The following is a 24,729-nucleotide window of genomic DNA, read 5'->3' on the forward strand; positions in this document are numbered from 1 at the left end:
TCACCGGCCGACCCCGAGTACCTCGGCGGCGGCGCGCTTCCCGGATCGGACGGCACCGTCCATATATCCGGTCCAGTAGTCGGCGGTTTCGGTTCCGGCCCAGTGGATCGGACCGACCGGCTCGCGTAGCGCCCTGCCATAGCGGGTCAGAGTTCCGGGGGTGCTGACCGCGACCGGACCGCCGCGCGACCACGGTTCGAGATCCCATTTGAAGATCCCGTAATCGAGGAAACTGCGGGCCTCGGGACCGAAGTAGTCGACGAAGTTGGCGATGCATTCACGTACGATCTGGGATTCCGGCGCGTGATCGAGCCGGCGCATCGCGTCGGCCGAGATGAATCCCATCAGGATGTGCCGGTTCTCGGCGTAGCTCTCGAAGGTCACGTCGATCGGGCGGCCATCGCCGTACACCTGGCCGGACAGGCCCTTCTCCCGCCAGAACGGTCGAGGGTAGATCGCCGCGAACTTGGCGACCGCCCCCATGTGATAGCCGCGGGAGAGACCGACCCGATCGGCGGGAAGTCCTGGGCGGTAATCGATCTGGCTGCTGATCGCGGGGGACATCGCGACGATCACCCGCCGTCCGCGGAAGGTTCCCGCATCGCTGGTGACGGTGGCCAGATTGCGATCCCACGAGATGGTTCGGACCGGCGCACGATAGACGATCCGGGTACCCAGTTCGGCGGCCATACGCAGCGGGATGAGCGCGGCGCCACCGTCGAACAGCTTTTCCTGGGCGCCGCCGTCGGTGCTGAGCAGCCGGATGAGGGTGCCGGGGTTGTTCTCGTCCCCAGAGGCCGCGATGTAGTTGAGGAAGTAGAGTGCCGACACCTCATCCGGGCGGGCCGACAGGGCTGCCGACATCGCGACCTGGCACAGTTCGCGCGCGGTCTGGGAGGTGGCGATCTGGCCGGTGTACTGCGCCCAGGTGATCGAGTCGAGGTATCGCGCGTTGGGGTGCTTCCAGGGTTCGCCGACCGGGAATCCGGCAAGTGCATCTGCTTGCGCCCGGGCCAGTGCGGGCCCGGCCTCGACGAGGTCGGGGACCAACGGAAGTGGCAGGTCGGCCGACATGCGCTGGGCGTGGCCGTTGTTGAAGAAGATGCTGTCGCCCGCGTTGTTGGTGCGCAGGGTCGGTACCCGGTATTCGCGGGCGAGTGCGCCGATGTGGTTCTGTGTCGGGCCGATGAACTCGGCTCCGGCATCGAGTGTCGCGCCCAGACGCGGCGATGTGATGTTGTGGACGCGTCCGCCTGCGCGTTCGCGCGCCTCCAACACGATCACCGACGCGCCCGCCGCGACCAGCGACTTCGCTGCAGCCAGGCCGGACAGGCCACCGCCGACGACGATCGCGTCGACGGTGGCGGCGGGTGCGGCCTCGGCGCGTCCGCGTCCCAGTGTGGTCGTCGTTGCGGCGACGCCGGCCGCGACGGCGGTACCGGCCAAGAATCGGCGCCGAGAAACGTTGCTACTCATGGTTACCCCCGGACGTGAACGCGGACGGCGTCCGCGGTTGATGACGGTTGGAACGCTACCCGGGCATTGTTTAGGTCATTTGACCTGAAGTTTCGTCACCGTAACAGCGGGCTGTGTCGTACGTCTCGCAAACGGGGAGATTACTCCGGGCCGCACTGCTCAGAGGCCTTCGAGGCGTTGGCCGAACCTCGAAGGGTTGCCGTCCATGTCGACCGTCGGTCGCCGGACGCGAGCCCATTCAAACTTCAGTCCGACGCGACCGGGGTGACGTCGGTCAGCGGGACATCCAGCTACCGAACCGTCGTTGTTGCCACGGGCTGATCACCCAGACCATCAGTGCGACCGCGATCGGCACCAATAGGGCCAGACGCGCCGCCGTCGGCCATTCGTGGTCGAGCGGTGCGGAGATCGTCGACAGTGCGAGAAGTAGCGGATACAGGGTGGATACGGTGACCAGCCACAGCTTCCACCGTCGGGGTGCGCGACCGGATCGTCGCGGCGTGATCTGTCTCTGTTGTTCGGTACTCATGGCGTCAACGGTGCAGCCGTGGCGCGCCCGGAGGAAGGGCCAGATCATCCTGGGTGTCGTACACCCCTGGGAGCACGGGCGGGTACGAAAACGAAGGCGCCTCACCCGGATATGTCCAGGTGAGGCGCCTTCGGTTATCGGGGTGGATGACGGGACTCGAACCCGCGACAGCCAGGATCACAACCTGGTGCTCTACCAACTGAACTACATCCACCATTGGCGTCGGAAACCCAGGTGATGTTCGCTGGGTCCCAGAGCCAGGTTCATACTTTAGCCGGTTGCCGGGCCAGAACTCCAATCGGTTCCTGACCAGCGTGTTCAGGCGGGCCCGAGGTCCTTGACGATTTGCGCGAGTGCGTCGACGTCAGGCCCGGGCGCGGGAACGAATGCGGCGGCGCGGTAGTAGCGCAGCTCGCGGATCGACTCGCGGATGTCGGCGAGTGCCCGGTGTGCCAGGCCCTTCTCCGGCTGTCCGAAGTACACGCGGGGGAACCAGCGGCGGCTGAGTTCCTTGATCGAGCTGACGTCGACCATCCGGTAGTGCAGGTAGGCGTCGAGTTCGGGCATGTCCCGGGAGATGAAGCCGCGATCGGTGGCGATGGAATTGCCGGCCAGTGGTACGGCTCCGGGTGTGGTCACGTGCTTGCGGATGTAGTCGAGTACCTGTTTCTCGGCTTCGGCCAGGGTGACCGTCGAGGCGCGCACCTCTTCGGTGAGCCCCGACGACGCGTGCATCTTGGTCACCACGTCGGGCATGTTGGCCAGCGCGTCGTCGTCGGCGTGGATCACGATGTCCACGCCATCACCGAGAATGTTGAGATCACCGTCGGTGACGAGCGCCGCGATCTCGATCAGTTTGTCCGACTCCAGGGAGAGTCCGGTCATCTCACAGTCGATCCACACCAGTTTGTCCTGCACCCAACAACCTTAGCCAACCATGGGTGACCGCTATTGTTTGCTGTGGAATCGCCGCCCAACCGAGAGGATGCCCGTGACCGACGCCAATGGTCCCGCCCAGACCATCGCTGCCGGATATGCCTTCACCTCGACCTCGCTGGAACTGGGCGCGGTCTCGGTTGACGGTCAGGTCGATCCCACCGCCAAGGTGCGTATCCCGCTGTCGATGATGAATCGCCATGGCCTGATCGCCGGCGCAACCGGTACCGGTAAGACAAAGTCACTGCAGCTGATCGCCGAGCAGCTCTCCGCCAACGGGGTGCCGGTGGTGATGGCCGACATCAAGGGCGACCTGTCGGGGCTGAGCAATCCGGGCGTCTCGAACGACAAGATCACCGAACGCACCGCGCAGACCGGCGACGACTGGGCGGCCGGCGGCTATCCGGTGGAGTTCGTGTCGCTGGGGTCGACCGGTATCGGTGTGCCGGTCCGCGCGACGATCACCTCATTCGGTCCGATCCTGCTCAGCAAGGTGTTGGGGCTCAACGACACCCAGGAATCGACACTGGGACTCATCTTCCACTGGGCCGACAAGCAGGGCCTGCCGCTGCTTGACCTCAAGGATCTGCGTTCGGTCATCGCGTACCTCACCTCCGATGAGGGGAAGCCGGAACTGAAGGCGATCGGCGGTGTCTCGACGCAGACCGCCGGGGTGATCCTGCGGGCGCTGACCAATCTGGAGGCCGACGGCGGCGACACCTTCTTCGGTGAACCGGAGATCGAGCCCGGCGACCTGCTCCGTCTGGCGGCGGACGGCCGCGGCATCATCACCCTGTTCGAACTCGGTGCCCAGGCGGCTCGCCCGGCGCTGTTCTCGACCTTCCTGATGTGGATCCTGGCCGACCTGTTCGAATTCCTGCCCGAGGTCGGTGACATCGACAAGCCGAAGCTGGTCTTCATCTTCGACGAGTCGCATCTGCTGTTCGACGACGCCTCCAAGGCGTTCGTCGATCAGGTGGTGCAGACGGTCAAACTGATCCGCTCGAAGGGGGTGGGCGTCTTCTTCTGCTCGCAGTTGCCCACCGACATCCCCAATGAGGTCCTGTCCCAGCTCGGTGCGCGCATCCAGCATGCGTTGCGGGCGTTCACCCCCGACGATCAGAAGGCGCTGACCAAGACGGTCAAGACCTACCCGGTGTCGGAGGTTTACCCGAAGCTCGATCAGGTACTCACCTCGTTGGGTACCGGCGAGGCCGTCGTCACCGTGCTGTCGGAGAAGGGGGCGCCGACGCCGGTCGCGTGGACGATCATGCGCGCCCCCCGGTCATCGATGGAAGCCGTTGGCGCCGAGGGCATCACGGCGGCGGCCAAGGCGAGTCCGCTGTATGCGAAGTATGGCCAGTCGGTTGACCGGGATTCCGCCTACGAGCGGCTGGCTGCGAAGGCGCTGGCCCCCGGTGAGCCCGCCGACGCCCCCGTCCCGGCACCGGCGCCCGTCCCGGCTCCGGCGCCCGCTCCGGCTCCGGCACCAGCTCCGGAGGAGCCCGGCATCTTCACCGAGGTGATGACCAGTAAGCCGATGCAGAGTTTCCTGCGGTCGGCGGCATCGGCCGCGGGTCGAGAGTTCAGCCGGGCGATCTTCGGGACCGGCCGGCGCAGGCGTCGCTGACGTTTCGTCCGGTCAGCCCCCGAGTTTGCGGTAGAAACCGCCGACGATCGGTGCCACCACGGCGCGCGGACTGTAGCCACCGGCCACCGACATCGCCTTCGAAAGGGTGCCGGGGACGACACGCATCTTGTTGTGTGACAGGGCGTCCAGGCTCATCTCGGCGACCTTTGCCGACGAGTGCCAGAGAAAGTCCGGGACCATCTTGTCGACGATCGAGGCCTCGTCGGCGCTCGGGGTCTGGGTGCGCACAGGTCCGGGGGCCAGGAGCGTCACATGCACTCCCTGACCGCTCACCTCGCCACGCAATGACTCGCTGAAGGTGTTCACGAATGCCTTCGTGGCTGCGTAGGTCGCATTGTTGGGGATGGGCATGTTGCCTGCGGTAGATCCGACCATGAGGATTCCGCCGGACCGGCGTGCGACCATCTGGGGGAGCACCGCCAACGTCAGGTCGTGTACCGCATTGACGTTCAAAAGTACTTGTGCGCGTTCATAATCGGCGTCCAACTCGCTGACCGGCCCGAAGGTCGCGATACCGGCGTTGTTGCACAGGATGGAGATCTCGCGGCCGGCGAACTCCGCGGCGAGAACCTCGACGGACGTCGGCTCGGACAGATCGACGGCACGCACCTCGACGGTGACGCCGTGCTGCCGATGCAGTTCGGCGGCAAGTTCTTCGAGGACGTCGCCGCGACGCGCGACCAGGATCAGGGAGTGGCCGCGGGCGGCGAGGGCCCGCGCCAATTCCATTCCGATTCCCGACGATGCGCCGGTGATGACGGCACGGGAGGTGGCAGAAGGAGACGGCACTGGCATGAGGCAATCATAGGGCGACCGCCCATCTGGCGGTCATCCGGTCGTGGTGTCCGCGTCTGACGACTTCGCCCGATGCCAGGGCGGCATCGGGCGAAGTCAGTTGTCTGTCAGAAAGCGTGTCGACGCAGCTCAGCCGATGCCGGCCGCGACCTCGGTGCCCTGCCGGATGGCGCGCTTGGCGTCGAGTTCGGCGGCGACGTCGGCGCCACCGATGACGTGGGTGGTCACCCCGGCCACGGTCAGCGGGTCGATCAGCTCGCGCACCGACTCCTGTCCGGCGCACAGCACGACGTTGTCGACTTCGAGGATGCGGGTGCCGGTGACGTTGCCCTCGTCGTCGCGGAAGCTCAGGTGCAGTCCCTGGTCATCGACCTTGTCGTATGTGGCGCCGGAAATCTGTTCGACCCCCTTCATCTTGACCACCGCGCGATGGACCCAGCCGCTGGTCTTGCCCAGCGTCTTACCCTGCTTACCGGGTTTGCGCTGCACTAGGAACACCTCGCGGATGGCCGGCAGTGGGCGCGGTTTGGTGACGAAACCGGGCTTGTCGCCGTCTTCGGTCACGCCCCACTCCTGCTCCCACTCCTTGAGGTTGAGCGACGGCGATTCGTCGGTGGTGAGGAACTCGCTGACGTCGAAACCGATTCCGCCGGCACCGATCACGGCGACGCGCTTGCCGATCTCACGGTTGCCGAGGACGGCCTGGGCGTAGGTCATGACCATCGGATGGTCGACGCCGGGGAAGGTTGGGATGCGCGGGGTGACGCCGGTCGCGATGATGACGTCGTCGTAGGCGCCGGCGATGATGTCCTCGGCGCTCACCCGAGTGTTCAGATGAACGTTGACCTTCTTGACCTCCAATTGCCGGGTGAAGTACCGGATCGTCTCCTGGAACTCCTCCTTGCCGGGGATGCGCGACGCGATCGAGAACTGGCCGCCGATGGCGTCGCCACCCTCGTACAGGTCAACCTTGTGTCCACGCTCGGCGGCGGCGACCGCCGCCGACAATCCGGCCGGACCGGCGCCGATGACCGCGACGCGCTTGGCCTTACGGGTGGGGCCGAGCAGCAGGGTGGTTTCGCGTCCGGCACGCGGATTGACCAGGCAGGAGACCTTCTTTCCGACGAAGGCGTGGTCCAGGCAGGCCTGGTTGCAGCCGATACAGGTGTTGATCTCGTCGCCGCGGCCCTCGCGGGCCTTGTTGGCGAGATCCGGATCGGCCAGGAACGGCCGGGCCATCTGGACGGCGTCGACGCGCCCGCGCTCCAGGATCTCCTCGGCCAGTTCGGCGGTGTTGATGCGGTTAGCGGCGATCAGCGGGATCGACACGTGATCGCGCAGCCGCTCGGTGAACTTCACGAAGGCGCCGCGCGGCACCGAGGTGACGATGGTGGGCACCTGGGCCTCATGCCAGCCGATGTCGGTGTTGATGGCGTCGACCCCGAATTCCTCGGCCTTGCGGGCCATGAGTGCGATCTCATCCCAGGTCTGGCCGTTGCGGATCAGGTCGGCGATCGACTGGCGCAGGATGATCGGGTAGTCGCGGGGTACCTGGCGGCGCATCTCCTTGATGACCTCGACCAGGAACCGCTGCCGGTTCTCGGTGGTGCCACCCCATTTGTCGGTGCGGTCGTTGGTGTGCGGGCAGAGGAACTGGTTGATCAGGTAGCCTTCGCCGCCCATGATCTCGACCGCGTCGTATCCGGCCTGACGGGCCAGCTTCGCCGACCGGCCGAAGCCTCGGATGACGTGCCAGACGATCTGCTCGGTCATCTTCAGATGCTTGAACGGGTGGATCGGTGACGGCTCGGATCCCGCGGCGACCTTGAACGGGTTGTACCCGTAGCGGCCGGCGTGGATGAGCTGCATCGCGATCTTGCCGCCCTCGTCGTGGACGGCCTTGGTGACCCGCTGGTGGCGCTTCACCTCCAGGACGTTGGTCATCTTGCCGCCGAGTGGGGAGAGCACGCCGGTTCGGCTGGTCGCGAAACCGCCGGTGATGATCAGTCCGGCACCGCCGCGCGCGCGTTCGGCGAAGTAGGCGGCAAGCTTGTCGGTGTCCCACACCCGATCTTCGAGGCCGGTGTGCATCGACCCCATGACGAGGCGATTCTTGAGGGTCATACCGCCGATCTGGAGGGGCTCGAACAGGTGTGGGTAGTACTGATTGCGCGGCGCCGTGGGGGCTGACATGGCGTTGCCTTTCGTGTCGGTGACGTGACGGTTGTCGCGTCGGGACCGGATGGTCCGGTGGTCTGTGCTCAGAGGTCGGCGATTTCACCTTCGAGGCCGGCGATGACCTCGTCACACCAGTCGACGAAGGCCTGTTCACTCCGGATGCCGCCGCGCAGTACCAGGTACTGGTGCAGCTTGCGCCCGGTCAGTCCATCGGGTTCGGGGTAGTAGTCGGCGGCGAATCCGGTGAAGACCTTCAGTTGGGCCAGATGTTCGTCGCGATGGGATTTGAGTTCCCCGATGATCGCGGCCAGGTCACCGAATTCGGCGGCGCGCAACTTCACTCCGAGGTCGCTGTGCATCGGCTGGAGTCGGGTGGGGCTCATTGCCCACTCCGCCAACACCTTTCGGCCCTGATCGGAGATCGTGTACACCTTCTTGTCCGGACGTCCGTCCTGGCTCACGGATTCGAAACTGACGAGACCGTCGGTGTGCAGCTTCTTGAGCGTGCGATAGATCTGTTGGTGGGTGGCGGACCAGAAATAGCCGATGGATCGGTCGAACTGCTGACCGATCTCGTAGCCCGTGCCGGGCCGTTCGGCCAGCGATACGAGGATCGCGTGTTCGAGCGCCATAGTCCGACGCTAACACTGCACCAATGCACTATGCAACAAAGTTCATATGCACCGAAGTGCGTATGCAGTGACCGGGGACGATCGGGATGTGGACAGCCCAAAAGCCCGCGCGTGGCGGCCCCGGGGGGGGCCGCCCCGCGCGGGCGGGGTGTCGACGGTGGGTGTCGGGACTCTGGTGCGTCAGGCCAACAGCGCCAAGGTGCCCAATCCGATGAGTGCGCCCACCTTGATCAGTTCCAGGCCGACGTACACCAGATGTGCGTGGCTGCGGTGGCTGTGGTCGCCGCCGGCCAGGACCGCATCGGATCGTTTGGTCAGTTGGGGGCGGACGAACAGGATCTGCACGCCCAACGCGGCAGCTGCGATGCCGATCGCGATGGGTACCCCAGCGCCCGACCAGTCTGTCACCACCACCGCGATGATGATCGCGACCGCCAGCACGGTCTCCACCGCGTTCAGCGCACGAAAGACCAGTCTGCCGATACCCAGACCGAGCGGGATGGTGATCCCGGGTGCCCGGAACTTCAGTGGTGCCTCGATGAACGAGATGGCCACGACCATGCCCAGCCATAGGAAGGTCAGGGCGGTCACGGCCGCCACCGAGGTACTCATCGTGCCGCGGACCGCAGCAACTCCGGTCCGAAGGTCTCGTAGTGGATCTGTGACTCCGGGACCTCACGGGAGACCAGCTGCTCGCGCATGCCGGCGAGGAATCCGCCCGGTCCGCACAGCATGACGTGGGCATCGTCGGCGATGTCGATGTCGTCGAGGGTCATGGTGCCGACCCGGATCGACGGCGACTCGAGGTGGCCTGCGCCGTTTTCGTACCACTGGTAGAGGCGCCCGTTGGGGAGTTTGTCGACCAGTGCGGCGAGCTGCCCGCGGTGTGGCTGACGGTTGCGCGACCGATCGGCGTGCAGAACGGTCACTGGGCGCCGGTCCTGATCGTTTGCCAGTGCTGTCAGCAGTCCGATGACGGGTGTGCAGCCGATACCGGCCGAGGCTAGGACCACCGGCATGTCGTCGTCGGGGAGGACGAGGTCGCCGAAGGGGGTGCTCACGTGCAGTCGATCGCCTTCAAAGACCTGCTCGTGCAGGTATGCCGAAACCTCGCCCGCCAGTTTGACGCTGAAGGTCCAGCGGTCGTCGGTGGGTGATCCGGTGAGGCTGTACTGGCGAATCTGCCGGGCACCGTCGGCCAACGGAACCTGAACCGAGATATATTGTCCCGGACGGAATCCCGGCAATGATTCACCATCGCCGGCCAGAGTGAGCGAGATCGTGTCAGGGGAGACCTGGACGCGTTCGGCGACGATGGCGTCGTGCCACACCTGGCCGGGTTTCACACCCGCCTGCGCGTAGAGCGACGCTTCCTTCTCGATCAGAAGGTCGGCCATATCCCAGTAGAGCTGATCCCAGGCGTCGGCGACCGGTGGGGTGACGGCATCGCCGAGGATCTCCACGATCGCGGCGAACAGGTGCTCGTGGACCACGTCGTACTGCGCGCGGGTCACGCCGAGCGACGCGTGCTTGTGGGCGATCCGGTCGAGGATGAAGCGTTGTCGCCGCACGTCGGGTTCGAGCTGGAGTGCGGCGAAGGCGGCGATCGAACCGGCCAGGGCCTGCGGCTGTTCACCGGTCTTCTGGTGGGTGCGGTTGAACAGGTTGTCCAGGAGGTCCGGATGTGCGGTGAACAGGCCGCGATAGAAACTCGCGGTGATGTCCGCCAGCGCGCCCTGGACGGCGGGCAGGGTGGCGGCGAGGGTTGTGCGCTGGGTTTCCGATAGCACTGGTCACTCCGATCGTTTGGTGATCAACTTGATCACGTTGTTGCCGAGGGCTATTCGGCAAGTCTGGTTATTCCGCGTGCGGTGGCGGCCGCGGGTGGGGACAGGGTGAGCAACACCCCTGCGGTGGGTTCGAGCACGAGATCGGCGACGGTCATGTCGTCGAGGCTGGCAAAGAAGGCGGCCCGGGCGCGGGTGAGCGCACCGCGCAACCGGCATGCGCCGCGCAGTGGGCAGGGTTGTGGCCCTTCGCAATCGACGACCTCACCATCTCCCTCCAGAGCTTCGGCCAGCCAGCCGATCTGGGCCGTCCGGCCGAGTTCGGTGATCACCAGGCCACCGGTTCGGCCGCGTCGTGAATGGACGACGCCCAACTCGGAGAGTCGGCTGACGACCTTGGCGACATGGGTGAGCGGCACCGACAGCTCGGCGGCCAGCAGCCTGGTGGTCAGCTGTGTCGGGGTCGGTTGGATCGGGACCTGTGGGGTGAGGTCGGTCGATGCCTGCGCTGCCGGCGCCCCGATGGCCAGGCGCATGACGACCCGGAGGCCGATGTCGGTGAACCTGGTGAGTTGCATATCTCGAGTAGATCATATTCGGCATCTGAGATGCGCATTTAAATGCGGTGACCCCCATCACTTTTCGAAGCCTGGATCGAGATGGGCGGCGCGACGTCGGCGAAGCTCGGATTCGCCAGTGGCACAATCGCGATCAGCGCGCGCGGTCATAAATTATGCCGCAGACTATGGCCCATGAGTCCAGAGCATTTAGGCCCTGATGGGTCCGTCGAAGGTCCGGCATCCGCCGCTGGGGGGCAGGCCGGAGAAGCCGGCTTCTTCGGCTGGCGCACGGTGACCGCGCAGGGCGTCGACACCGTGATCCGGCCGGACGAACGACTCACCTGGCCCCGCACCGTCGGCATCGGACTGCAGCACGTCGTCGCGATGTTCGGCGCGACCTTCCTGGTTCCCGCGCTCACCGGCTTTCCGCCGGCGACCACCCTCCTGTTCTCGGGTATCGGCACCCTGCTGTTCTTGCTGATCACCCGCAACCGACTACCGAGCTACCTCGGGTCCAGCTTTGCGATCATTGCGCCGGTGGGTGCCGCGACGGCATCGAACGGTCAGTCGTCGGCGCTCGGCGGCATCGTGATCGTCGGAGCGCTGCTGGTCGTGATCGGCGTGATCGTCCACCTCGCAGGCACCGGATGGATCGAAACACTGATGCCGCCGGTGGTGACCGGCGCGATCGTGGCGCTCATCGGCCTGAACCTGGCGCCCAACGCAAAAGAGAACTATGAGCAGGGGGCGGTGACCGCGACCGTCGTCCTGGTGCTCCTGATCGCGGCCATCGTGCTGTTCCGCGGGTTGATCGGTCGGCTCGCCATCGTCATCAGCGTCGTCCTCGGCTATCTGTTCGCCCTGATCCGCGACGAGGTCGACACCAGTGCGATCGCCTCGGCGCGATGGGTGGGATTCCCGGACTTTCAGGCCCCGTCGTTTCATCTGTCGGTGATTCCGATGTTCCTCCCGGTGGTTCTGGTGCTCGTCGTCGAGAACATCGGGCATGTGAAGTCGGTGGGCATGATGACCGGGATCGACTACGACAAGCGCATCGGCCGGGCGTTGGCCGCCGACGGACTGGCCACCATGCTCGCCGGTAGCGGGGGCGGCTCGGCGACGACGACCTACGCCGAGAACATCGGTGTCATGGCCGCGACGAAGGTGTACTCGACGGCCGCTTATTGGGTGGCGGGTACCGCGGCGATCTTGCTCGGGTTGTCGCCGAAGGTCGGCGCGGTGATCGACTCGATCCCGCCCGGCGTACTCGGCGGGGTGACCACGGTGCTCTACGGATTGGTCGGCATCATCGGTATCCAGATCTGGGTCAGCAATGGGGTGGACTTCTCCAAACCGATCAACCAGTTCACCGCGGCGATCCCGTTGATCATCGGTATCGCGAACTATGAACGGGCGGTCGGCGACGTTCAATTTGGCGGCATTGCGCTGGGTTCTGTTGCGGCGCTGGTGATCTACCACGTGATGCACTTCGTCGGCGGGTGGCGGGGTACTGCGGGAGTGCCCCAACGCTGACCGCTGCTCACCGAGGCACCGTGCGATTCCACGATTCCGGGAGTGTGCCGACCCCGCCGACCCCATAGGTGTCCCGGAATTCGTAGTGGCCGCCCGGTAGATAGCCCAGCGTGTGCTCGCCGGCCCAGTTCAGGAGGCCCCGGGCCAGATCGCGGGCGTCTCCTTCGGCGTCGATGTCGGGTTCGCGTTCGACGTAGAGGTCCGGCGGTTGACCGGTGATCACCTTCACCATGTTGCGGAAGGCCGTGGATTGGGGGTCGTCCCAGTATCCGCCGTGTGCTGAGGGGCCCGAGTCGACCACCACGCCGTTCCTGGTGAAAGTGCCGGTGTCGAGGCGTGTGACCCCCGGTGCGGAATCCGGATCGTCGCCGTGGGGGTTCTCCGGGATCGATTGGAAGTACTGGATGGGGTCACCCGGGTAGGTGAGCGAATACCGATGTGCGTCGGGATTGACCCATGGGCCGTCGTAGACCCCGGTGCCTGCCGACGACGCGTAGATGACGTTGTCGGCGCGTAAGCCGAGTTGTTCGGCGCTGCCGACTATGGAACCACCGTAGGAGTGACCGATGAAAGTGGTTGTGGCGCCCGGGGCGTGAGCGGCGATCTCGGCGTCGAGTTCGTGACCGAAGGCCACGAGTCGTGGCGCCATCTCCCGTGCGAATCGGGGATCGACGGCGCTGCCCCGCAGATCATCGATCGCGTGGTCGTTGGCATGGAACGGGTCGAGCAACGACCAGGCGATGGTGCCGCCGAGGTTGTCAAAGGCAAGTCGCTGTGGCAGGTCTCCGTCGGCGTAGAGCAGGACCGGGCCGTGAGTCTGACGTGCCAACTCGAAGGCCGAGCGACGGTTGGAATCCGAGCTGTTCAGATTGGTGCCGGTACCGGGCACATAGACGGTCGCGTTCCGGACTCCCGGCTCGAGGTTGCCGATCATCTCGACGAATCGTCCGTTGGGGGTGCTGGCGAAGGCGATGAAGCGGCGCTCGGAGGTGTGGTCGCCGTGCGGGTCGTCCGATGTCCACGGGTCGGGTTGCTGGGTGAGCAGTTCCCGCAGCTTCTGGGCCCGCTCGCCGGTTCCTCGTCCAGCACGGATCTCCTCGACGATCGCGTTCCGGATATTGATCTCATTGGCCGTCGCGCGATGCTCGAAGGGAACACCGTCGAGGTTGCCCATGATTCTCGGGTCGGCCTGGATCATCCGCCGAATATCGGCCGGTGACATCTGGGCGAGTACGGTCCGACGCTGATCCGGACGCATACCCGCGAGGAGTCGTACGGCCGCGTCCGGGTCGAGGGTGGTGCCACCGGGGACGGTGACGTCGGGTTGTCCGTTGATCATCGCGGTCAGATCGGTACTGAGATCCGCGAGTCGTCGGGCGTACCGATCGTCGATCTCGGACACGGCGTCGAGGGCCTCGGAGATCGCGGAGGCCGCCGATCTCGTCTCCGGTGCTGCCTCGTCGCCGGGGTCGGAGACCATGCCGTGGTCATCGACGTCGAATCCTTGAGCGCGGGCGTCGGCGACGAGGCGGAGCGCGTGGTCGCGGGCGTAGGTGAGGTCGGTTGCGGCGTCAGCGGCCTCGTCGGCGATCTGCTGCAACACGTTTCGGACTTCACAACCGTGGTCGAGTTCCGCACGGATGCGGTATGTCGATGCATTGTGTGTGCGTCCGAACCAGAAGGTGGCGTCGTCGGTAGCCCGCACCGAACGCCGCAGGCTCTGCTCGAGTTCGGCGGCGGTGAATCCGGCGCGCGCGGCCGCCCGCCCGATCGAGTCGGTGTGCCATTGCTGCAACTGGGTGATCGTGGGGCGCATCAGCGGTGCCGCATCTCGTCGAAGGCGGCCGCCGCGGTGTTGTCGGTGTCGGCGCTCTCCGAGTTGAAGGTGCGCAACACCCGGCTCATCTGTGCGAGTCGGTCGGCGATCGACCCGGTAGCCCGTGCGGCTGGCTGCGCGGCCGAACACAAGGCTTGCGCCACCGCACTGCCCGGCGCGAGCGCCTTCGTGAACGGATCGAAGTCGAGTGCATGGATGGCGATGCTCTGCGTGAACCACGCGTTGGCGATCGACGTGATCTCCGGTTGGTGGACCCCGAAGGTGTCGAACAGTTCGAATGGGCCGCGGGTGCGGGGAGCCATGAGTCCTCCGTCGATCGATGGACGCGATGGTGATTCGAGCGGGACATCGCGTTGGGTGGTTGCAGAAATCGACGCAGTGGGTCGCGGTTCGGTTCCATGCCCGGCCACCGGCCACCGGCCACCGGCCTGCATCGTCGCGCCGTGCGAGCCCGTAACAGTCGGGATGTCGTAGACTCCAGATGCTCGGCGCGGTGACAACCACGGCCGGGCCGTCGGAATGCCCGTGGCGCCGACGTTGCCTCCGTAGCTCAGGTGGATAGAGCAAGGGCCTTCTAATCCCTAGGTCGCAGGTTCGAATCCTGCCGGGGGCGCGGTGACATCCCTGCCGGCCTCCGGCCGGTGTGCGCCCACCGTGTGTGCAAGAGATTCATGCGGGCGCACGGTGACATCCCTGCCGGCCTCCGGCCGGTGTGCGCCCACCGTGTGTGCAAGAGATTCATGCGGGCGCACGGTGACATCCCTGCCGGCACCGTCGCCGCACCCTTTCGCATCGCCGGTCGGCCGCAGTGCTGTGGGCGGCGCCACCTCGGTGTCGGGCCGCGGGTCACCTGCGACGACGACCGTCTTACAGTTGAGGGATGACCCGCACGAAGCCGACACCCAAGGCGGAACCGGCTCGTGATTCGATGCGCGAGCCGCATGGTCTCGTCGCCGGTATCTGGTGGGCGCTCGCCTGGATCGGTGCGATCGTGGCGATCGCCATCACGGCCGACTCTGCCGCTTCTGCGCTCCAACTGACCGGTGTGCCCGACCCCGGTCCGCTCACCACCTACGGTCTGCCTGCGCTTACCGTGATCGGCGAGATCGCGGCCGCGGTTGCGCTCGGGTCGGCAGTCTTCGCCGCCTTCTTCGTGCCTCCGCAGTCCGACGGTGTGCTCGACGTCGGCGGCTTCCGGGCCATCCGGATCGCGTCGACCGGTGCGCTGGTGTGGGCGATCTGCGCGGTGCTGCTGATGCCGATGTCGGTGTCGGAGGTGAGCGGGGAACCGCTGTCGACGACGATCCAGCCGGCCAATCTGTGGCGGGTACACGATCAGGTCGCCGACGTTCGGACCTGGTTCTGGACCGCGCTGTTCGCACTGATCGCGGCCGTCTTCGCCCGAACCACACTGCGGTGGGGGCCGACCTTCGCCACCCTCGCGTTCGCCATTCTGAGTCTGATGCCAGCCGCCCTGGCCGGACATTCGTCGACCGGTGGCGACCACGACATCGCCACCAACAGTCTGATCCTGCACATCCTCGGCGCCACCCTGTGGCTGGGTGGGCTCTTCGCCGTCGTCACCTACGCGCTGGCGCACGGGCACTGGCGATCGTTGGCGGTGCGCCGGTACTCCCGGGTGGCGTTCTGGTGCATCCTCGTCGTCGGGGCGAGTGGTGTGATCAACGCGCTGGTCCGGATCTCGATCGGCGATCTGTTCACCAGCGACTACGGCCGGTTCGTCGTCGCCAAAGCGGTCGCCCTGCTGATTCTGGGCGGCTTGGGCGCCTGGCATCGACGTCGGACGATCGCGGCTCTGGACGACGACGGCGGCGGTGCGCGGTCCCTGTTCGTGCGGTTCGGTCTGGTCGAGCTCGCGGTGTTCGCGGCCACCTTCGGACTGGCCGTCGGACTGTCGCGGACGCCGCCCCCGGGCCTGGACACCCAGCAGCCGACGATCGTCGAAACCGTCATCGGCTACCGGATCGACGAGCCGCCGACCTTCGCACGCATCCTCACCGACTGGCGCTTCGACCTCGTCTTCGGATCGCTGGCAATCGTGCTCGCCGTCGTATACCTGCGTGGGGTGTGGCGCCTGCACCGCCGCGGTGACGCGTGGCCGGTGGGCCGCACCGTTGCCTGGCTCCTCGGCTGCCTGCTGCTGCTGTTCGCGACGTCGTCGGGGATGGGCGTCTACGGGCCGGCGATGTTCAGCGTGCACATGATCGCGCACATGATGATGTCGATGATGGTTCCGGTACTGCTGGTCCTCGGCGGCCCGGTCACCCTCGCGTTGCGCGCCCTGCCCCCGGCCGGACGCGGCAATCCGCCCGGCCCGCGGGAATGGATCTCCGAGGCCATCCACAGTCTGCCGTCGCGGATCGTCACCCATCCCGGCATCGCCGCCACCATGTTCGTCGGCAGCTTCTACATCCTGTATCTGGGCGGGCTGTTCGAGGCGGTGGTCCCGTACCACGCCGCCCACCTGCTGATGAATCTGCACTTCCTGCTCAGCGGCTACCTCTTCTACTGGATCGTGATCGGTATCGATCCGGCGCCGAGGCAGGTCTCACCGGTCGCCAAACTCGGCATCGTCTGGGGATCGCTGCCGTTCCACGCGTTCTTCGGTGTCGCGCTGATGATGACGAGCACGGTGATCGCCGAGAGCTACTACCGCAGCCTGCATCTGCCGTGGGATATCGATCTGTTCGACGACCAACGCGTCGGCGGTGGCATCGCGTGGGCGGCCGGGGAGATCCCGCTCGTCGTCATCATGCTGGCGCTACTCGTGCAGTGGCGGCGCAGCGACGAAACGCAGGCCCGCCGCTACGACCGGCGCGCGGCCCGCGACCACGACGCCGAACTCGAGGACTACAACGACATGCTCAAGGAACTCAACAACCGTCGTTGATCTCCGGAGGAATAGGGAGGCCCAGCCGCAGAGCTGCGGCTGGGCCGGTGTATCGGTGAATGCTGTTCGGGCCGAGGGCTATCGGGTTCCGGGGCCGATCTTGGTCATGGTGGCCCGCCCGACCTCGATGCCGTACGAGTAGATGATCACGTCGTACCCCGTGGCGGTTCTGCGATAGACCTTGCGCCCATTCTCGGCGCCGAGGACGGCGAACGACTGATAGCCGCCGGAGCGGGTGGAGACGAATGCGCCGTAGCCGTTGACGCGCTGCGCCTCGTCGATGAAATGCTGAGCCGAACCGACCGCACACTCCGGCGCCGAACCCGGTACCGATGGCGTCCCGGTGCAGTAGCGGTAGGTTCCCGGATCGATCTGTGCGTCGGCATCCGCCGCTCCGACGCCGATCCCAACGACAGCTGCTGCCCCGATGACGAGGCCCCCGACCAGTTGCTTCTTCATGGCTGCCGATCGTATCGGCCGCGCACTCCCGATGAACAGGGTTTACCACGGTCGCCAGCATTGTGGAGTGCCCCCGCCGACCGAAAGTAGGGGACGATGTTCTTCCCCGACGTTTGCGTTCCTCGCCCAGTTGCACCCCGCGGACGAACCCAAAACTAGGAGAAGAACAGTCCTCGCTGAGGCGGTCGGCGTCGGTCGGGGAGGCTGGGACGGTGAGCGTGGCGATCGCTGGATGGACCGGCGACTAGACTGGTCGACGTTTGTGACATCACAACGGGCGAGCCTGGACATCCGACGTTCCCATCGGGGGCGGATTGCGCGTGCAGGACGATCCGACAAAGCTCGACACAGCAGGTAGAGAGGCTACAGCGTGGGTGAATTCATCTACACCATGAAGAAGGTGCGCAAGGCGCACGGCGACAAGGTCATCCTCGACGACGTCACCATGTCCTTCTTCCCGGGCGCGAAGATCGGTGTCGTCGGCCCGAACGGCGCGGGTAAGTCATCGATCCTGAAGATCATGGCCGGCATCGACCAGCCGTCGAACGGTGAGGCGTTCCTCGACCCCGAGGCGACCGTCGGCATCCTCCTGCAGGAGCCGCCGCTCAACGAGGAGAAGACGGTCAAGGAGAACGTCGAGGAGGGGATGGGCGAGATCAAGGTCAAGCTCGACCGCTTCAACGAGATCGCCGAACTCCTCGCCACCGACTACTCCGACGAACTCATGGAGGAGATGGGCAAACTCCAGGAGGATCTGGACAACGGCGACGCCTGGGACCTCGATTCCCAGCTCGAACAGGCGATGGACGCGCTGCGCTGTCCGCCGGCCGATTCGCCGGTCACCCATCTGTCCGGTGGTGAGCGTCGCCGCGTCGCGCTGTGCAAGTTGCTGCTGCAAAAGCCCGACCTGCTGCTGCTCGATGAGCCCACCAACCACCTCGACGCCGAGAGCGTGCTGTGGCTGGAGCAGTTCCTGGCGTCCTATCCGGGCGCTGTGCTTGCGGTGACCCACGACCGGTACTTCCTCGACCACGTCGCCGAGTGGATCTGCGAGGTCGACCGCGGCAAGCTGCACCCCTACCAGGGCAACTACTCGACCTACCTGGAGAAGAAGGCCGAGCGCCTGGAGGTCCAGGGGAAGAAGGACCAGAAGCTTCAGAAGCGGCTCAAGGAAGAGCTCGCCTGGGTCCGGTCGGGTGCCAAGGCACGTCAGACCAAGAACAAGGCCCGCCTGTCCCGCTATGAGGAGATGGCTGCCGAGGCCGAGAAGACGCGCAAGCTCGACTTCGAGGAGATCCAGATCCCGACGCCACCTCGATTGGGTGACGTGGTGGTCGAGGTCTCGCACCTGGACAAGGGCTTCGAGGGTCGGGTGCTCATCAAGGATCTGTCCTTCACCCTGCCGCGAAACGGCATCGTCGGCGTCATCGGCCCCAACGGTGTCGGTAAGACGACCCTGTTCAAGACGATCGTCGGACTCGAACAGCCTGACTCCGGCACGGTCAAGGTCGGCGAGACCGTCAAGCTGAGCTACGTCGACCAGAGCCGCGCCAACATCGATCCCAAGAAGACCGTGTGGGAGGTCGTATCCGACGGACTCGACTACATCGAGGTCGGGCAGAACGAGATGCCCTCGCGGGCCTACGTCAGCGCCTTCGGGTTCAAGGGGCCGGATCAGCAGAAGCGGTCGGAGGTGCTCTCCGGCGGCGAGCGCAACCGCCTCAACCTGGCGTTGACGCTCAAGGAGGGCGGCAACCTGATCCTGCTCGACGAGCCGACCAACGACCTCGACGTCGAAACCCTCGGTTCGCTGGAGAACGCGCTCGAGCAGTTCCCCGGCTGCGCCGTGGTGATCAGCCACGACCGTTGGTTCCTGGACCGGACGTGTACCCACATCCTGGCGTGGGAGGGCAATGTCGAAGAAGGTCAGTGGTTCTGGTTCGAAGGCAACTTCGAGGCCTACGAGGCGAACAAGGTGGACCGTCTCGGTGCCGACGCGGCCCGCCCGCATCGGGTGACCCATCGCAAACTCACGCGCGATTAATGCCCGACTCCGGCGACGGTGATGGTTAGCATCGAAGTGTGACCTCGCTCTTGCCGGAAGCGGTGAATCGGTACTTCACCGATCGAGTCGACCAGTCGGCGGCCACGGATGACGTGGCCGCCGATGTCGTTCTGAGCCACCTGGATGCGGCGTCCCCACGCCACGTCGGTGACGCGCTGATCAAGGTCGTGGTGTCGGACACCGGCCTGGTCGACATCATGGTGGTCGTCGACGACATGCCCCTGTTGGTGGAGGCGGTCCTCGCGACCGTCGAAGCGCATGGCCTGACCGTTGAACAGATGCATCATCCGCTGCTGCCCGCGCATCGGGACGACGACGGCCATCTGCGTGACATCGCCGACACACAGGCAGGCATCTGGGAGTCGTGGATCCTCGTCGAGGCACTGTCGGCCCGCTCGGACGTCGATGCCGACAGGCTGCGATCGGGTCTGCACGAAGTCGTCCGGCGCGTCGGCGACGTCGACCACGACGCCTCGGCGATGCGCGCACAGCTGGACATCTGCGCCGCCGACCTGGCGCGGATTCCCGCCGACGCGTCGACCGGGTTGACCGATGCCGATCGGGCCGAATATGCCGAGCTGCTGAACTGGTTGTCGGTCAACCACTTCCACGTCCTGGGTTACCTTCGCACCCCGGCTGCACGCACCCCGGACTCCGATGCCGCCGAACCGGGCACCGACGCGCTTGGCGTCTGGCGGGCCGACGCGGTACGCCGGGACTTCCGTCCCGACCAGCATGAGCCGCTGGTGCCACGAATCTCGCGGGTGTTCCTCCAAACCGGGATCCAACGGTCCGATTTCCCGGTGATGCTGTCGGTCCCCATCATCGACGCCGACGGCAGCTATCGGGGTGATCACCGATTCCTCGGGGTGTTCACCTCGTCGGGTCTGCACCAAGCGGTCCTCGACGTTCCGGTGATCCGCGGTCGGGTGGCGACCCTGATGCGGCAATCCGGCGTCGACGAGGACTCCTACGCAGGTCAGGCGACCCTCCAATTGCTACAGAACTATCCGCTGGCGGAGATGTTCGCCACCTCCGACACCGAGCTCGGCCGTCGGGTGCATACCACCCTGGACGCGGTCGCCACCCGATCGTTGCGACTGTTCGTCCGCCCCGACCCCGACGGGCACACCGCGGTGGCGCTCATCTACCTGCCGCGCGACCGCTACAACACGGTGGCCCGGGTCGCGCTGCAGGACGCGCTGGTCACCCAACTCGGGGGCCGCGATCTCGAGTACACCGCCCGAGTCAGCGAGTTGCCGCTGGCGCTACTCCAGGTCATCGTCCACATCGATCGCGACGTCGCGCTCCGCCTCGGTTCACTGCACACCGGTTCGTCGGCACTGGCGGCGATGCAGGATGCGCTCGACGATGCGATCCGAGGGTGGCCCGAACGTCTCCGCCAACTCGCCGCCGACCCGGGCACCGGGATCGCCGACGCCGATCGTGACCGCCTGCTGCGCGAGATCCCCGCGCTGTCGGAGGACTACAAGGAACAGCGCGCACCCGAGGATGCCCTCAACGACCTGCGGAACATCCTGCATCTCGCGCCGGGCGAGATCGCCGTCACTCTGGACTCCGACGACGACCACGACGAGATCGCCGACACCCGATGGGTATTCACGCTGTACCTGTGCGGGGCGTCGGCGACCCTGACCGATGTGCTCCCGGTGCTCGGCAGTCTCGGGCTCGACGTTCTCGACGAACATCCCTACGAGATCCACCGGTCCGACGGGACGGTCTGCTGGGCATACGCCTTCAGTGTTCAGCTGACGGCAGGCATGTCGGTGGACGACGCCGGGATCGCCGACCTCGAACACCGTTTCACCGAGGCGTTCACCCGGATCTGGTTGGGTCAGGCCGAGGTCGACGCCTTCAACGAGTTGGTCATCCGATGCGGCCTGGACTGGCGGTCGGCGGCGATGCTGCGAGCCTATGGGCGTTATCTGCGGCAATGCGGATTCTCTTACAGCACTTCGCATGTGGCGGAAGTGCTGGGCGAGTACCGAGCAGTGACCCGTGGGCTGGTCGACCTGTTCGGGGCCTCCTTCGATCCGGCCGCGGCCGACGAGGATCGGCGAGCCGAGGCCGAACGCCGGTTGCGCGCCGACATCGGCGCGGTGTTGGGGCTCGACGCCGATCGGGTGGTGTCGGCCTTCGCCGCAGTGCTGACCGCCACCGCCCGAACCAACTACTTCGTCCGCGATGCCGACGGCGCCGACCTGCCGGTGATCTCGTTCAAACTGCGTCCGCGTGACATCCCGCTCACCCCCGAACCCCGGCCGCTGCACGAGATCTTCGTCTACTCGCCGCGCGTCGAAGGCGTTCACCTGCGATTCGGTGCGGTGGCCCGCGGAGGGCTGCGCTGGTCGGATCGTCGTGAAGACTTCCGCACCGAGATTCTCGGGCTGGTGAAGGCGCAGGCGGTGAAGAATGCGGTGATCGTTCCGCTCGGGGCCAAGGGTGGCTTCGTCGTGAAGAATCCGCCGACGCCGACCGGTGACGGAGCCGCCGACCGCGATGCGGCCCGGGCCGAGGGGGTGGCCTGCTACCGCCAGTTCATCGCCGGTCTGCTCGACGTCACCGACAACATCGATCGACGCACCGGTGCGGTGCTGCCCGCACGCGGTGTGGTCCGCCGCGACGCCGACGACACCTACCTCGTGGTGGCCGCCGACAAGGGAACGGCGGCCTTCTCCGACATCGCCAATGACGTTGCCGCACACTACGACTTCTGGTTGGGTGACGGGTTCGCCTCGGGTGGCTCCGCCGGCTACGACCACAAGGAGATGGGGATCACCGCGCGTGGCGCGTGGGAGTCGGTCAAACGCCATTTCCGGGAGATGGGTGTCGATACGCAGTCCCAGGACTTCACCGTCGTCGGGATCGGTGACATGAGTGGTGACGTCTTCGGTAACGGCATGCTCCTGTCCGAGCACATCCGGTTGGTCGCGGCCTTCGATCACCGGCACGTCTTCGTGGACCCGAATCCCGATGCGGCCCGGTCATATACCGAGCGCGCCCGGCTGTTCGAACTGGCGCGCTCGTCGTGGGCTGACTACGACCCGCAGCTGATCAGTATGGGCGGTGGGGTTTTCGCGCGCGATCAGAAGTCGATCCCGATCAGCCCGGAGATGGCCGCGGCTCTCGGGATCGACGGTACGGTTGCGGAACTGTCGCCGCCGGAGCTGATTCGCGCGGTGCTGCTGGCGCCGGTCGACCTTCTGTGGAACGGCGGTATCGGAACGTATGTGAAGTCGTCAACCGAATCGCACGGCGAGGTCGGCGACAAGTCGAACGACGCCATCCGCGTCGACGGTGAACAGTTGCGCGCCAAGGTGGTCGGCGAGGGGGGCAACTTAGGTGTGACCGAACGTGGTCGCGTCGAGTACGACCTGGCCGGAGGTCGCATCAACACCGACGCGATGGACAACTCGGCGGGCGTCGACTGTTCGGATCATGAGGTGAATATCAAGATCCTGCTCGATTCGGTGGTGTCCACCGGTGAGCTGGCGGCAGCGGAGCGCAATCCGCTGCTGGAGTCGATGACCGACGAGGTCGGCGATCTGGTACTCGCCGACAATATTTCGCAGAACGCCGAACTCGGGTTCAGTCGCACCTATGCGATGGCGCGTATCGACGTACACGCCCGAATGTTGAATCAGATGTCGCGCGAGTATGGCGTCGACCTTCGGCTGGAAGCACTGCCCGAGCCGCTCGAACTTCGGAAACGCTTTGCGGGGGAACTACATCGGGGGCTGACCTCACCGGAACTGGCGACGCTGCTGGCGCATGTCAAGTTGCAGGCCAAGGCCGATCTACTGGCCGGTGACCTCCCCGACAACGATGTCTTCCAGCGGCGGCTCGCCGACTACTTCCCACAGCCGCTGCGCACGAAGTACGCCGAGGCCATCCGGTCGCATCGACTGCGCCGGGAGATCGTCGCCACCACCCTGGTCAACGACGTCGTCGAGCAGGGCGGTGTCACCCACCTGTACCGGCTGGGTGAGGGGAGTGGCTGCACCACCGACGAGGCGGTACGTGCCTATGTGGTCACCGATCGGGTCTTCGGACTCGACGACCTGTTCGCCCGCATCCGACACACCGCAGCACCATCGGCGGTCATCGACGAGATGATGCTCTATGCGCGTCGTCTGCTGTTCCGGTCGTCGCGGTGGATGATCGGATTCCGGCCGCAGCCACAGGCGATCGCGGCCGAGACCACCCGCTACGGCGGGCGGATCGGAGATCTGTCGACCCACATGAGCGAGTGGTTCGGTGCCAGCACCATCCGGGACGTGGACGGACGTGCCGCTCACTACCGCGAGCGGGGTGTGCCCGACGATCTCGCCTACGACGTCGCGGTGAGTCTGCACCGGTTCTGTCTGCTCGACATCATCGACGTCGCCGACATCGCCGAACGCGATGCGGTGGAGGTCGGCGCACTCTATTTCGCGGTGATGGAACACTTCGGGCTCGAAGAGTTGTTGACCGCGGTGTCGAACCTGGACTTCGGCGACCGGTGGCATGCGTTGGCGCGTTTGGCGCTTCGTGACGACATGCACGGAGCGCTGCGTGCACTCACGATGACGGTGCTGGAGGTCAGTGAACCCGACGAGACCCCGGCGGAAAAGATTGCTGAATGGGAACTGTCCCAATCCTCGAGGCTGTCGCGTGTGCGAACGGTCCTCGCCGAGATCGAAGAGTCGGGTATGACCGATCTGGCCACCCTGTCGGTGGCCGCTCGGCAATTGCGCAGCATGATCCGCTGATCGTGCACCGCGCGGTTTTCGGGGCCTGACGGGTGCTGCGTAGGGTTGATTTCGGAGCGGCAGGTGCCGCTCGGCGATCTCCGCCACGACGAAGGGACCGATCGTGCTCATCGAGGATGCAGGGCGTGCGACCGAAGACGGCTACCTGGTGCAGGTTCCGGTCCGCTGGTCGGATATGGACGTCTTCGGGCACATCAACCACGCGCGCATGGTGACTCTGCTGGAGGAGGCGAGAATCCCGTGGCTGTTCTACGACGGCCGACCCACCGCGGATATGCGGCACGGTTGTGTGGTCGCCGATCTGCACGTCAAGTATGCGGCGCAACTGCGTCACGATGAGGGGCCGTTGCAGGTGGCAATGTTCGTCAGCGAACTGCGCGCAGTGGATTTCGTGGTCGGCTACGAGGTTCGCCCTGGCAAGTCCGCATCAGCCGGAGCGGATGCGGGTTCGCCCGCAATCGGTAAGCCCGCGGTTGTCGCGAGCACCCGGCTCGTCGCCTTCGACGTCGACAAACAGGCGCTGCGCCGCCTCACGCCCGACGAGAAGGACTACCTGAAACAGTTCCTGCGGCCCGACGCCGGTGCCACGGGCGGCCGGCGATGAGCGA

The 24,729-nt window shown here is 65.9% G+C and carries 18 protein-coding genes and 2 tRNA genes; 7 read left to right on the top strand and 13 right to left on the bottom strand.

The genetic code is table 11. The features are described from left to right. From QSJ18_RS17370 to orn, 4 genes are all read right to left on the bottom strand, one after another. Nucleotides 1-1,476 carry a flavin monoamine oxidase family protein gene (locus QSJ18_RS17370; RefSeq protein WP_286327881.1) on the bottom strand — a complete coding sequence of 492 codons (1,476 nt, stop codon included), beginning with the start codon at nt 1,474-1,476 and terminating at the stop codon, nt 1-3. Between the two features lie 274 nt (nt 1,477-1,750). Beyond that, nucleotides 1,751-2,005, bottom strand: a complete 255-nt coding sequence (locus QSJ18_RS17375; RefSeq protein WP_286327882.1) for a hypothetical protein — start codon at nt 2,003-2,005, stop codon at nt 1,751-1,753. 141 nt (nt 2,006-2,146) lie between these two features. Then, nucleotides 2,147-2,219 (bottom strand) — tRNA-His (locus QSJ18_RS17380). Nucleotides 2,220-2,323: 104 nt separating this feature from the next. Beyond that, a complete protein-coding gene (gene orn / locus QSJ18_RS17385; RefSeq protein ID WP_286327883.1) occupies nt 2,324-2,923 on the bottom strand; it encodes an oligoribonuclease in 600 nt (199 codons plus the stop codon). A 67-nt stretch (nt 2,924-2,990) separates the two neighbouring features. On the opposite strand from orn, the gene QSJ18_RS17390 reads away from it, so the two are divergent. Continuing rightward, nucleotides 2,991-4,571, top strand: coding sequence for a helicase HerA-like domain-containing protein (locus tag QSJ18_RS17390; RefSeq protein WP_286327885.1), 1,581 nt, complete (start codon nt 2,991-2,993; stop codon nt 4,569-4,571). Between the two features lie 12 nt (nt 4,572-4,583). On the opposite strand, the gene cmrA is transcribed toward QSJ18_RS17390, so the two are convergent. The 6 genes from cmrA to QSJ18_RS17420 all read right to left on the bottom strand — a co-directional run bounded on the left by cmrA (nt 4,584) and on the right by QSJ18_RS17420 (nt 10,562). Continuing rightward, nucleotides 4,584-5,387 (bottom strand): mycolate reductase, encoded by an 804-nt coding sequence (cmrA, locus tag QSJ18_RS17395; RefSeq protein ID WP_286327886.1) that lies wholly within the window; start codon nt 5,385-5,387, stop codon nt 4,584-4,586. A 129-nt stretch (nt 5,388-5,516) separates the two neighbouring features. Further along, the gene (locus QSJ18_RS17400) at nt 5,517-7,580 is read right to left on the bottom strand and encodes an NADPH-dependent 2,4-dienoyl-CoA reductase (protein WP_286327887.1); all 2,064 of its coding nucleotides are present in this window, start codon (nt 7,578-7,580) and stop codon (nt 5,517-5,519) included. Between the two features lie 68 nt (nt 7,581-7,648). Then, nucleotides 7,649-8,197, bottom strand: a complete 549-nt coding sequence (locus QSJ18_RS17405) for a PadR family transcriptional regulator (protein ID WP_286327888.1) — start codon at nt 8,195-8,197, stop codon at nt 7,649-7,651. A 180-nt stretch (nt 8,198-8,377) separates the two neighbouring features. After that, entirely contained in the window at nt 8,378-8,809 is a 432-nt protein-coding gene (locus tag QSJ18_RS17410) for a hypothetical protein (protein WP_286327889.1), read from the bottom strand. Then, on the bottom strand, nt 8,806-9,987 hold the full coding sequence (locus tag QSJ18_RS17415; RefSeq protein ID WP_286327890.1) for an FAD-binding oxidoreductase: 1,182 nt from the start codon (nt 9,985-9,987) through the stop codon (nt 8,806-8,808). Before QSJ18_RS17415 ends, QSJ18_RS17410 begins: the two co-directional genes overlap by 4 nt. 50 nt (nt 9,988-10,037) lie before the next feature. After that, complete coding sequence (locus QSJ18_RS17420; RefSeq protein ID WP_286327891.1) at nt 10,038-10,562, bottom strand: RrF2 family transcriptional regulator; 525 nt, start codon at nt 10,560-10,562, stop codon at nt 10,038-10,040. Nucleotides 10,563-10,736: 174 nt separating this feature from the next. Here QSJ18_RS17420 and QSJ18_RS17425 point away from each other — a divergent pair, with 174 nt between their 5' ends. Next, nucleotides 10,737-12,077, top strand: a complete 1,341-nt coding sequence (locus tag QSJ18_RS17425) for a uracil-xanthine permease family protein (protein WP_286327892.1) — start codon at nt 10,737-10,739, stop codon at nt 12,075-12,077. A gap of 7 nt (nt 12,078-12,084) precedes the next feature. On the opposite strand, the gene QSJ18_RS17430 is transcribed toward QSJ18_RS17425, so the two are convergent. Then, nucleotides 12,085-13,893 carry an alpha/beta hydrolase gene (locus tag QSJ18_RS17430; protein ID WP_286327893.1) on the bottom strand — a complete coding sequence of 603 codons (1,809 nt, stop codon included), beginning with the start codon at nt 13,891-13,893 and terminating at the stop codon, nt 12,085-12,087. Further along, entirely contained in the window at nt 13,893-14,216 is a 324-nt protein-coding gene (locus QSJ18_RS17435) for a hypothetical protein (protein WP_286327894.1), read from the bottom strand. The genes QSJ18_RS17430 and QSJ18_RS17435 overlap by 1 nt, the downstream gene beginning before the upstream one ends. Before the next feature lie 237 nt (nt 14,217-14,453). Here QSJ18_RS17435 and QSJ18_RS17440 point away from each other — a divergent pair. Together QSJ18_RS17440 and QSJ18_RS17445 are read left to right on the top strand one after the other, a co-directional pair. Next, a tRNA-Arg gene (locus QSJ18_RS17440) sits at nt 14,454-14,527 on the top strand. A 267-nt stretch (nt 14,528-14,794) separates the two neighbouring features. Further along, nucleotides 14,795-16,825, top strand: coding sequence for a cytochrome c oxidase assembly protein (locus tag QSJ18_RS17445; RefSeq protein WP_286327895.1), 2,031 nt, complete (start codon nt 14,795-14,797; stop codon nt 16,823-16,825). A 78-nt stretch (nt 16,826-16,903) separates the two neighbouring features. Here QSJ18_RS17445 and QSJ18_RS17450 read toward each other — a convergent pair whose 3' ends face one another. Continuing rightward, nucleotides 16,904-17,284: a hypothetical protein gene (locus QSJ18_RS17450; RefSeq protein WP_286327896.1), complete on the bottom strand. Its 381-nt coding sequence runs from the start codon at nt 17,282-17,284 to the stop codon at nt 16,904-16,906. A gap of 370 nt (nt 17,285-17,654) precedes the next feature. On the opposite strand from QSJ18_RS17450, the gene ettA reads away from it, so the two are divergent. The 3 genes from ettA to QSJ18_RS17465 all read left to right on the top strand — a co-directional run bounded on the left by ettA (nt 17,655) and on the right by QSJ18_RS17465 (nt 24,725). After that, the gene (gene ettA / locus QSJ18_RS17455; protein ID WP_286327897.1) at nt 17,655-19,328 is read left to right on the top strand and encodes an energy-dependent translational throttle protein EttA; all 1,674 of its coding nucleotides are present in this window, start codon (nt 17,655-17,657) and stop codon (nt 19,326-19,328) included. Nucleotides 19,329-19,366: 38 nt separating this feature from the next. Next, nucleotides 19,367-24,121 carry an NAD-glutamate dehydrogenase gene (locus QSJ18_RS17460; RefSeq protein WP_286327898.1) on the top strand — a complete coding sequence of 1,585 codons (4,755 nt, stop codon included), beginning with the start codon at nt 19,367-19,369 and terminating at the stop codon, nt 24,119-24,121. Between the two features lie 103 nt (nt 24,122-24,224). Beyond that, nucleotides 24,225-24,725 carry an acyl-CoA thioesterase gene (locus QSJ18_RS17465; protein WP_286327899.1) on the top strand — a complete coding sequence of 167 codons (501 nt, stop codon included), beginning with the start codon at nt 24,225-24,227 and terminating at the stop codon, nt 24,723-24,725. Nucleotides 24,726-24,729 lie beyond the last annotated feature (4 nt).

This window comes from Gordonia heveisoli, from assembly GCF_030315745.1.
Taxonomy (GTDB): Bacteria; Actinomycetota; Actinomycetes; order Mycobacteriales; family Mycobacteriaceae; genus Gordonia.

Coding starts and splice junctions, on each gene's coding strand:
- QSJ18_RS17370 (WP_286327881.1), bottom strand. CDS start 1,476: ATGAGTAGCAACGTTTCTCGGCGCCGATTCTTGGCCGGTACCGCCGTC.
- QSJ18_RS17375 (WP_286327882.1), bottom strand. CDS start 2,005: ATGAGTACCGAACAACAGAGACAGATCACGCCGCGACGATCCGGTCGC.
- QSJ18_RS17390 (WP_286327885.1), top strand. CDS start 2,991: ATGCCCGTGACCGACGCCAATGGTCCCGCCCAGACCATCGCTGCCGGA.
- cmrA (WP_286327886.1), bottom strand. CDS start 5,387: ATGCCAGTGCCGTCTCCTTCTGCCACCTCCCGTGCCGTCATCACCGGC.
- QSJ18_RS17400 (WP_286327887.1), bottom strand. CDS start 7,580: ATGTCAGCCCCCACGGCGCCGCGCAATCAGTACTACCCACACCTGTTC.
- QSJ18_RS17405 (WP_286327888.1), bottom strand. CDS start 8,197: ATGGCGCTCGAACACGCGATCCTCGTATCGCTGGCCGAACGGCCCGGC.
- QSJ18_RS17410 (WP_286327889.1), bottom strand. CDS start 8,809: ATGAGTACCTCGGTGGCGGCCGTGACCGCCCTGACCTTCCTATGGCTG.
- QSJ18_RS17420 (WP_286327891.1), bottom strand. CDS start 10,562: ATGCAACTCACCAGGTTCACCGACATCGGCCTCCGGGTCGTCATGCGC.
- QSJ18_RS17425 (WP_286327892.1), top strand. CDS start 10,737: ATGAGTCCAGAGCATTTAGGCCCTGATGGGTCCGTCGAAGGTCCGGCA.
- QSJ18_RS17430 (WP_286327893.1), bottom strand. CDS start 13,893: ATGCGCCCCACGATCACCCAGTTGCAGCAATGGCACACCGACTCGATC.
- QSJ18_RS17435 (WP_286327894.1), bottom strand. CDS start 14,216: ATGGCTCCCCGCACCCGCGGCCCATTCGAACTGTTCGACACCTTCGGG.
- QSJ18_RS17445 (WP_286327895.1), top strand. CDS start 14,795: ATGACCCGCACGAAGCCGACACCCAAGGCGGAACCGGCTCGTGATTCG.
- QSJ18_RS17450 (WP_286327896.1), bottom strand. CDS start 17,284: ATGAAGAAGCAACTGGTCGGGGGCCTCGTCATCGGGGCAGCAGCTGTC.